Source organism: Priestia veravalensis (assembly GCF_001457055.1).
GTDB lineage: Bacteria > Bacillota > Bacilli > Bacillales > Bacillaceae_H > Priestia > Priestia flexa.
Window position 1 is genome coordinate 48563 of the sequence record NZ_KQ758644.1, and the last position, 9037, is coordinate 57599.

The 9037-nt window shown below is 39.5% G+C and carries 12 protein-coding genes and 1 pseudogene; 6 read left to right on the forward strand and 7 right to left on the reverse strand.

All coding sequences use genetic code 11. The annotated features are described in order from the left end of the window. Positions 1 to 5: 5 nt before the first annotated feature. Positions 6 to 731 (forward strand): GntR family transcriptional regulator, encoded by a 726-nt coding sequence (locus AS180_RS09550; protein WP_025910158.1) that lies wholly within the window; start codon positions 6 to 8, stop codon positions 729 to 731. Positions 732 to 755: 24 nt separating this feature from the next. Here the strand turns inward: AS180_RS09550 and AS180_RS09555 are convergent, their stop codons facing one another. Beyond that, a complete protein-coding gene (locus AS180_RS09555; protein ID WP_025910157.1) occupies positions 756 to 1280 on the reverse strand; it encodes an SUKH-4 family immunity protein in 525 nt (174 codons plus the stop codon). A gap of 302 nt (positions 1281 to 1582) precedes the next feature. Here AS180_RS09555 and AS180_RS09560 point away from each other — a divergent pair, with 302 nt between their 5' ends. Further along, the gene (locus AS180_RS09560; protein WP_062686743.1) at positions 1583 to 1951 is read left to right on the forward strand and encodes a PilZ domain-containing protein; all 369 of its coding nucleotides are present in this window, start codon (positions 1583 to 1585) and stop codon (positions 1949 to 1951) included. A 79-nt stretch (positions 1952 to 2030) separates the two neighbouring features. Here AS180_RS09560 and AS180_RS09565 read toward each other — a convergent pair whose 3' ends face one another. Continuing rightward, positions 2031 to 2774, reverse strand: a complete 744-nt coding sequence (locus tag AS180_RS09565; protein ID WP_062686744.1) for a hypothetical protein — start codon at positions 2772 to 2774, stop codon at positions 2031 to 2033. Between the two features lie 304 nt (positions 2775 to 3078). Here AS180_RS09565 and AS180_RS09570 point away from each other — a divergent pair, with 304 nt between their 5' ends. Then, on the forward strand, positions 3079 to 3303 hold the full coding sequence (locus AS180_RS09570) for a hypothetical protein (RefSeq protein WP_025910153.1): 225 nt from the start codon (positions 3079 to 3081) through the stop codon (positions 3301 to 3303). A 38-nt stretch (positions 3304 to 3341) separates the two neighbouring features. Here the strand turns inward: AS180_RS09570 and AS180_RS09575 are convergent, their stop codons facing one another. After that, positions 3342 to 4181 (reverse strand): HAD-IIB family hydrolase, encoded by an 840-nt coding sequence (locus tag AS180_RS09575; RefSeq protein WP_061786587.1) that lies wholly within the window; start codon positions 4179 to 4181, stop codon positions 3342 to 3344. A gap of 77 nt (positions 4182 to 4258) precedes the next feature. Between AS180_RS09575 and AS180_RS09580 the strand changes: the two genes are divergently transcribed. Both AS180_RS09580 and sstT read left to right on the forward strand, forming a co-directional pair. Beyond that, entirely contained in the window at positions 4259 to 5245 is a 987-nt protein-coding gene (locus AS180_RS09580; RefSeq protein WP_025910151.1) for a LacI family DNA-binding transcriptional regulator, read from the forward strand. Positions 5246 to 5525: 280 nt separating this feature from the next. Further along, positions 5526 to 6755 (forward strand): serine/threonine transporter SstT, encoded by a 1230-nt coding sequence (sstT, locus tag AS180_RS09585; RefSeq protein WP_062686745.1) that lies wholly within the window; start codon positions 5526 to 5528, stop codon positions 6753 to 6755. A 50-nt stretch (positions 6756 to 6805) separates the two neighbouring features. On the opposite strand, the gene AS180_RS09590 is transcribed toward sstT, so the two are convergent. Further along, the gene (locus tag AS180_RS09590) at positions 6806 to 7084 is read right to left on the reverse strand and encodes a DUF4176 domain-containing protein (protein WP_025910149.1); all 279 of its coding nucleotides are present in this window, start codon (positions 7082 to 7084) and stop codon (positions 6806 to 6808) included. 401 nt (positions 7085 to 7485) lie between these two features. Continuing rightward, on the reverse strand, positions 7486 to 7806 hold the full coding sequence (locus AS180_RS09595) for a DUF1433 domain-containing protein (protein WP_025910148.1): 321 nt from the start codon (positions 7804 to 7806) through the stop codon (positions 7486 to 7488). Between the two features lie 150 nt (positions 7807 to 7956). Here AS180_RS09595 and AS180_RS09600 point away from each other — a divergent pair, with 150 nt between their 5' ends. Beyond that, positions 7957 to 8400, forward strand: a complete 444-nt coding sequence (locus AS180_RS09600; RefSeq protein ID WP_051567159.1) for a DUF3784 domain-containing protein — start codon at positions 7957 to 7959, stop codon at positions 8398 to 8400. A gap of 77 nt (positions 8401 to 8477) precedes the next feature. Here the strand turns inward: AS180_RS09600 and AS180_RS09605 are convergent, their stop codons facing one another. Beyond that, entirely contained in the window at positions 8478 to 8813 is a 336-nt protein-coding gene (locus tag AS180_RS09605) for a hypothetical protein (protein WP_025910146.1), read from the reverse strand. 103 nt (positions 8814 to 8916) lie between these two features. Next, positions 8917 to 9037: pseudogene (locus AS180_RS22485) on the reverse strand (zinc ribbon domain-containing protein); the annotation flags it as partial.

A 9037-nucleotide genomic window follows, 5' to 3' on the forward strand; every position in this document is an offset into this window, starting at 1 on the left:
TGTGCATGATTGACAAAAATTCACCTCTGCCGATTTACACACAGATTGAAGATGGAATTCGTTCTCAAATTGAAAACGGAGAGCTTAAACCTCACGATGCAATTCCATCCGAGCGAGAGTATGCAACACAGTTTCAAATTAGCCGTATGACAGTAAGACAAGCAATTACAAACCTTGTAAATGAAGGCCTTTTATATCGTGAAAAAGGACGCGGAACGTTCGTTTCTGAACAAAAAATTGAGCAGCAGCTTGTAGGCTTAACGAGCTTTACAGAAGATATGAAGGCAAGGGGCTTCACGCCAAGTAGCCGCTTGCTTCACTTTGAAATTATTCCCGCTACAGCAAAAATTGCGTCTCAGCTTTCGATTCAAGTGCATCACCCCGTCTATGAAATCACACGTATTCGATTGGCAGATGGAATTCCAATGGCCATTGAAACGGTCTATATGTCCGCTAATCTAATCAAAGGCGTGACGGAAGCCATTATCCAACAATCGCTTTATAACTATGTCGAACAGCAAAGCGAATTAAAAATTGGACATGCTACACAAACGTTAGAAGCCATTGTGGCTACAGAAAACGAAACGGAACACTTGCAGGTAGCAAAGGGATCCCCTATCCTTCTGATTCAACGCTACACATACTTAGAAGATGGCACGCCGCTAGAAGTTGTGAGGTCAGCGTACCGTGCAGATCGCTATAAGTTTACCGTAAGCATAAATCGGACATAGAAAAACCTCGTTGCAAAGCGAGGTTTACTTTGAAAGCGAATCCAATTCCAATTTCCAAAAGCTATGGGGTTTCATCGCTTCTTTATCAATTTCTTCAAAACGCTCGCGCATTTCGCGAATTAATATATTTGGAACATGACCATCAACTTCGGGACGTTCATCTCGTAATACGAAAGGCTGGATATATTCGTAAAATAGTTCAACAAACTGTAAAAACTGTACAAGCGATGAGTTGATTAGACGCTCGCAGTCATCGTTTGAAACATCTAACAGTACAATGTTGCCATTGTCACCATGTAAACAGATAGGATCGCCTAGCTTTGTCATCCCTAAAAACCAATAAAGCTGATAGCGAGCAGATAAATGAAGCGTCTCACACAAAGTGCATAGCTGATTTTTAGAGGACATGAATTCAAACAATGGAGCAACATCTCGCGGTAGCCCAACTTCAGCTAGCAGCTTTTTAGTCTCCAAATCAACTTTAAGCGGTGCTAATTGACTTTTGTCAAACAGTATTCGCTTTTCTTTGCGTTGTTTTACTTTCTTCAACCTCTGTCACTCCCTCTACCCTACTATGCTTATTGTCTACTATTTTATTTACACTGTCACCTATTCGTTTCAGTCATAACATTTCTTTATATTTCGATACAAAAGAATGCATAAATTTCATAAAATATTGACAATACCTTTTCTTTTTCTATAGATTTAATGTAACTGACCGATATAGTGTAGTGAGAAATAGTAGCAAAAGCAGCCTCTCTCTTACTATATGTGAAGAAAGCAAGGAATACATCAGCTGAAGGATGCATTTTTCTCCATTTATTCCCTACTTAAAAGGAGCGAGCTGTTTTATGCAATATAAGCGTGAAGAGCCTTTTCGTTTTACATTTGCAAAGCCCATTGTTGGCACGTTTTTCATTAAAAAATACGATGGAAAAGACATCGAAAGTAAACTGGCTCCACTTGCCATTATTGATTTATCACCAAGAGGGATGAAGCTAATCACACCACTAGATCTTCCAGTATTTCAAAAATCTATTGAGCTTACCGTTAACTTTTCTTTACTGGATGAAAACCTTACAATCACTGGTTTGGCCGTCTGGAAAGAAAAATCAAATCATGAGTTTTTATACGGGATTGAAGCATTTACAGATGAAAACCAGCAGCAGTTATTATTAGATACATTAAAACAATATGCAAAAGAGTATCGAAAAAGGTAGCACGTAATGCAGATTGACGAGAAACCTGTAAGGTTCTCGTCAATCTGATGAATGAAAACATTCATGCTTTTTTGCTCGTTTATTTCCCTGTAAACCAACTGCTTAGATGCTCACCCCACAGCCGCTTGCCTTCCTTCGTTAACTTACTTTCTTTTGTGACATAAGGAGAGATTTCATAAGGCCATAGCGGAGCGTGATTGAGATAGTGAACGTGATTCTCCTTCGCCATTCCTCCGACGGCTGCTACCGCTTCTTCATAAGATTCATATTGTGAAGCATACGGTGATGACGGCTGAAGGATAAATGCTGTTTTTAATTCTTTCACTTGCGAAATGAACGCTTGAAGTTCGGGCAGCGCATCATCAATCGGCATCTCCTTCTGGCCTTCCAACATCGGAACCTCAGCTAAAACAAGGGTCGGATTTAGCTTTTGTAAGTCTTGCTGAAAAGAAGAATGAACGAGCTCTTTTGTTGTTTGATCATGATACGAATAGATTTGGATGTGAAACACGTCTTGTCCGTATGTATCTTCTAAAGATTTCTTTACGAAAGATGCCCACTCGTCCTCTTCCCTCGCTACCAGCACAAGTGAGATGGGCTTGTCTTTTATAAACGTATCTTCAATCGCACTAACCAAAAATGGGGGTAAATGCTTTGTATAGCTTGATACACCAGAAAACTGCTTTTGATGAGGTTGTGCCGTTTCCACGACTGCTGCCTGTGCCTGCCCCTCTATTTTTGTTTCCCAATGCTGAACACCTGCTACCATCACTGCGCTACATGCCGCAAAAGCTCCTACTACAATACCACTTGTCCATTTCATTCAACCGCTCCTTTCAGCATTCACTTACCTTTATTATAAAGGGGATTATGCCTATCAAACGGGACTTTCGTACGTAAAATCTCTACAAATAAAGAGGTCGTTTGCAACAATTTCTAGGGAAATAGCGCCGTTTTATCGAGAAAGCGTCATGTTTTGTCTAACAAGTTCATGGATTTGTCGACTCTGTTTTCTTAACATTTTTCAAACCTTTATTATTTATTTTCAAAGGTCTAGGACAGGAACCTTTCCATTCTTCTCTTTTCGTTCATATAATACGTTATAACAACTAGAAGAAGGTGAAGAAATGTTTTCAAACAGACCTCGTCGTAGACCTGCTTTTCCATTCCCTGGATTTGCGAGAAGACGTCCTCAAAAAAGATCTCAAGTAGCGGAATGGATGTCTTATTTTCAAGATGACCAAGGTAACATGGACTATGCAAAGATTGCCGGTGGTGCCCAGCAGGCAAAAGATTTGTATGCTCACGTAAAGCCAATGGTTACACCGTATGTGCAGAAGTTTTTAAAATAACAAAAGCACCGACTGCAAGCCTGCAGCCGGTGTTTTTGTTATTTCATCGAAGTAAAAACCTGTTGACACACTTCCATAATACCCTCTCCATAAGCAGACGATGCATGTTGATCATGAAGACCTTTCGCTTCATCAGTCGCATTAAAAAGCAAATAGCCGTGCTCCACTGCTTTTAGCATGTCGATATCGTTTCCGCTATCTCCAAAAGCGAGCGTTCGGTGATGAGCAACGTCATAGTATGCTTTCATAAAATGAACGGTGGCTGCTTTTCCTGTACCTTTTGGAATAAAATCAACATCGTACGCATTTTCGGGGTCCCCTGCTTTTGGATTGCATCGATTAATATTTACTTCCACTGCGTATTCATCCGCTAACTTCCTAATAACCTTCAAGACTGAATGAGTATTTTGCTCTGATTTTGTATAATAGTAATAGTTCATTTTATACCCTTGTTGACCAAACTGCGTTTGAGGCGTTAAGACAACCTCATAATCAGTGCGAAGCTGATGTAAAAGCGATTGAACAGTTTCCTTTGAAAAACCGGAAGCGTCAATTTTAGCTTGCCATTCTGGTAAGCTATTCTTATTTCCTTCTTCATCAACCATATATAGCTCTGTTCCAAGATTACTGGAAATAAAATGAGGCAAATATGTTAAGTTCGCTTTCTTCATTTTCGACTCAATATGCGCGATGCTACTGCCGGTTACCCAACCAATTTTCACGTGATATTGACTACACACATCATGTAAATACCTCTCCAGTTGTTGCAGCATCGAAAGCTGTTCCACTGTGCAGGCATGCGGAAAATATGTTTCGTCAAAATCAAAGAAAATAAGTGCGTGCGTCTCTTTTCCATGAGGATATGTTTTTTTGTTCATGTTTCCCTCTCCTTTTGCTTTTTTTCAGCATACACGCTGGGAACGTTCCCAGGTCAACGACTAAATGGAGGTTTTTTATGACAACAATTCTGGATCTTGCTCGTATAAGCGGTTTATCCAAATCCACCGTTTCACGCGTGTTAAATCACCATCCCCACGTTTCACAAGAAAGCAAAGAAAAAGTAGAAAAAGCCATCCAGCAAATTGGTTACAAGCGAAATGCGCGAGGCGTTCACTTGCGCAAGAAGCAAAACCAGCTTATTGGTTTATTGGTACCTACCGTCGATCACCCTTATTTTAGTCAGTTAATCAGTGCACTCTCAGAAGCCTGTCGCCAATCTGGATACGAAACGGTCATTTATCAAAGCGATTTTCAACCATCAGAAGAGCGTTATGTCTATGACAAGCTCGCACAGCAAGAAATGGACGCTCTGGTTGTGACACATACTTTATTATCTGAACAAGAAATCAAGGAGTTGGTAGGCAATAGAATCGTCATCATTTGCAATGAACAAGCTCCTGGAAACCTTTTCGACGTCTTTTCAGTAGATGAAGAACAAGCGATATTTGATGCAACGACCCATTTACTCAAACAAGGTCGAACGCGCCTTTTACTTTGTATGGATTATGAACAGACGCCGCTTCAACAAAAAAGGCTGTGCGGATTTAAGCACGCTTTAAAAGATGCAGGGATCACCTACTCACCCGATATGAAAAGAAACGGGGTTATGACAATTGACGACGGACTTCGGCTTGGAGATACACTTTTTCAAACTGAAGATTATCCAGATGGCCTGTTGACAGGAAGTGATTTTGTAGCTATGGGTTTGCTTCATAGTGCACGAAAACATAGCGTTAACATTCCGACAGATGTATCAATTATGGGCTTTGACAACCATTCCATTGGACGCGCGAGCATTCCTTTACTCACAACGGTTGATTACCCTCTACAAACAATTGCAAAGGACGTAGCTAAAGCACTTGCTCTCCGCGTACATCAGAATGAAATGCCTCCTCGACGTAAGCTTTATAAAGCCACACTGGTTATACGAGAAACAACGTAGCACAAAATCAGGCTGCACGCCTGATTTTGTGCTTTTTCTTTATTCCAAAAAAACAATTTTCTGTTATTTATAAAAATTTACACTAGCATTTTTCTCTTTTATAACATATAATCATGCAAGCGGTTGTTTTAGTGGAGTGGACATTTGTACAAAGAAAAAACTTTCTAAAAATTATAAATATTTTATTTCTTCACATTCACAATCAATATTTTTCATGGTAAACTTACTTTTACGTATGAGCAGTATGTAGGATATGAAGCATTAATCGGAGGAACAAATGATGAAAAACTTATTGCACAAATGGAATCAAATTAGTCTAGTTACTCGAATTATAATCGGGATTATCGTCGGTGTCGTTCTGGCGTTAACGGTTCCTGAAGGAGCTAAACTCGTTACAATCTTTGGTGCGCTATTTGTAGGTGCGCTAAAAGCTGTTGCGCCTGTATTGGTATTATTTTTAGTTATGTACGCAATCGCACAGCACAGAAATGGGCAGCAAACAAATATGAAGCCTATTATTGGCTTATACCTAATCGGCACATTCCTAGCTGGACTTGTTGCCGTCATCGCAAGCTTTATTTTCCCCGTAACGCTACAGCTTAAAGAAAGCGGCGTTGAAGGATTTGAGCCTCCAGGTGAGTTAAGTGAAGTACTGGAAAAGCTATTGTTCAATATAGTGGACAACCCTATAAATGCACTGATGAACGCTAACTATATCGGCATTTTAGCGTGGGCAATCGTACTTGGTATTGCGCTTCGCCATGCACCTGATACAACCAAAAATATGATTGGCAACTTCTCAGATGCCATTTCAACAATCGTTCGCTGGGTTATTAATCTAGCACCGCTTGGTATTATGGGCCTTGTATTTGAAGCCCTTGTTACAAACGGCTTATCGGCATTGCTTGATTACGGAAAGCTTTTAGTAGTTTTATTAGGATGCATGTTCTTTATTGCTCTTGTTGTTAACCCTATTATCGTCTTTATTAATATTCGTAAAAATCCATATCCACTTGTTTTACAATGCTTACGTGAAAGCGGGATTACGGCATTCTTTACGCGTAGCTCTGCTGCGAACATTCCAGTGAATATGAATCTATGTAAAAAGCTAGATTTAGATAAAGATACATATTCAGTATCTATTCCACTAGGCGCAACAATTAACATGGCCGGTGCAGCCGTTACAATTTCTGTATTAACACTTGCAGCTGTTAATACGCTTGGCATCGAAGTTGATTTTGGTACAGCACTTATTCTTAGCATCGTAGCTGCAATATCAGCTTGCGGAGCATCTGGTGTAGCTGGTGGGTCTTTACTATTAATTCCATTAGCATGTAGCTTATTCGGAATTCCAAACGATGTAGCGATGCAAGTCGTTGCGGTGGGCTTCATCATCGGTGTTTTACAAGATTCTTGTGAAACAGCGCTCAACTCTTCTTCAGACGTACTTTTCACAGCAACTGCTGAGTATAGAAGAAAACGTAAAGAAGGAAAAGAAATTAGCCTGTAAACAGCAAAAGCCCTTTTCACGATGTGAAGAGGGCTTTTCATTTACCTATCTTATTCTGGCTTTTGCTTTGGTACTTGCTGTAGTACATCTTGAAACTTGACTTCATCTTCATCACGATAACCTTCAAACACTACTTGCTCAACCGCTGCGTGATTAAATACGTATGTGTACTGTTCATTAATGAACCCTTCTGGGTACGGAACGCCGATATAATCATAAATTTGTTGCTCTTCTCCAAGAGACATTTGCTTACGTCCATAAATGACGAGCTTTTTGTCTCCCCCTTTTAACAATACAACAGACCCGTTTGGTAATAGTGCTTGATCCATGAGTACTCCTCCTGACAAGATGATGTAGTTAATTAACACGTACGCTTAATTTTTAAATCAATATTACTTCTACTCCTATGTACTTACCATTAGGTTAACATGTAGACTTGAAAGGTAAATAGGGAAATTACCTTAAATTACCTAATTATCAGATGAGCATTTAGACCCAAACCTCAACTAAGTACAAAGATATGGTTAGAAAATAGGAAAGTAGTGTTTACCAACGGTTTTTCTGTATGTAAATGTCGGAGCATGGAAGGTGGATATGGAGCATCCTCACCTGTCACTGCCTATGAATGTTTTGTATAACGAAGAAGAGTTTGGAACATAACAAAATAATTGCACGTTTTGGGGATGATTTACTATTGTGTTAGGTATTTTTAATAAAAAAGAATGGTTTCTTATTTCAGCTGATCAAAAAGTGCTTGATCTACAACGAGCTCACTTTCAATATCTCCGGCTGGATACGAGGTCGTTACGGAAAAGCCAAGCGCTTTGTTGTTATTTACGTAACCACTTATTTGTATTCTTTTCTTAGATAACAGCTTTTCTTCCGTAAACGTGACGGATGAAACGTCATGAAATTCTTTTTGTAAATGCGTGATTACCTGGGGCTTTATTTCCTTTGCATAGGATTTTGCTTCATGATGTTGAAGCATGTATACCATCACTCCTGCAGCGACAATCGCTAACCCCAAAAGCGTAAAAATTACTTTTTTCATCAATCGCTCCCCTTTATTCTCTTATTCTTAGCTTCTATTATAGCAACGGTGGATTACCTTTTGGGTAAAACATATATGAAATTCCCCTATTACCTTGTACTACTTCGACTATCTTCACCATACATTAGTTGTAAAAAGGACGTGTTCATTTTGCTTTTCATCAATTATAACCTAATTCTGATTAGCTTCATTCTTTTCATCCTAGCTTACTTCATCGGCATAAAAAAACAAATATGGTTGCTTCCTGGATTTAACGAGCGTCGTATACGTAATAAAGAAAAAGCAAGCAAACTAGTTGGCCTCTCTAGCTTGATTGGCGGACTACTTAGTTTCACTGCTGGCTTTATCTTAGCCATTCAGCCTGAGGTTGTCATTTTAATTCTTATTGCTGGCTACCTCTTCCTAGTCATTTATACGCATAAGAAATTAGGATCCACAACAAAGAGTTTGGGACATAACACAATGATTGCTTCTAAAAGACGAACACTAGCTGTTCCCATCTCTTTGGTTTGTCTCAACACGTTCGTTCCATTGCGCTACGCTCCATTCCACCCTGTTTCCAACATTGTTTTCACAATCAACCAAAAAACCTGAGCGATTAAAAGTTATGAACTCTCAATCGTTCAGGTATAGTAGAGGCTGAACTACTTATGTCTCAGTCTCTTCTTTTCTTATTGAAAAATCTTCCCTTTAGCATCTACATAAATTGATTTCACAATGGTACGCTCAAACGGCTTTCCGTCTTTTGTTTGACCTTTGATGTCCGCAGTGATGTTGTAGACGCCTTCTTCAGCAAAGGAAGCGTTGAACTGCTGGTTTTTTTTCATATCTTTTTGCTGTTTCTTTACGACTTTCCCATTTTTCTTAATGTTTAGAGTTGCGTCTGCTTTTGCCACGTCACCTGAATGAACTACGTCGACAGAAGAAGGAGTTACGTTTTGAAGTTCAATGTCATCGTTTAAGCTACTTTTTACACTTACGTGTGAACTACTCCCACCACTTACCACCCTTACGGGTTGCTTGAAGTGGGGGCTTCTTGGGTAATCGCCACTTTTGGTAGCTGACGAAATGGACCAAGCTAACCCTCTTGTTCCAAGAGTTTATATTTTATTAGGCACTTGCTAATAAGCGGATGCCTTCTTTTTTGATATTTAGTGCTGAATTATAATCTCTATCGAGATTTAGACCACACGAACAAGCGTAAGTTCGAATGTTCATAGGCATTGGTTGG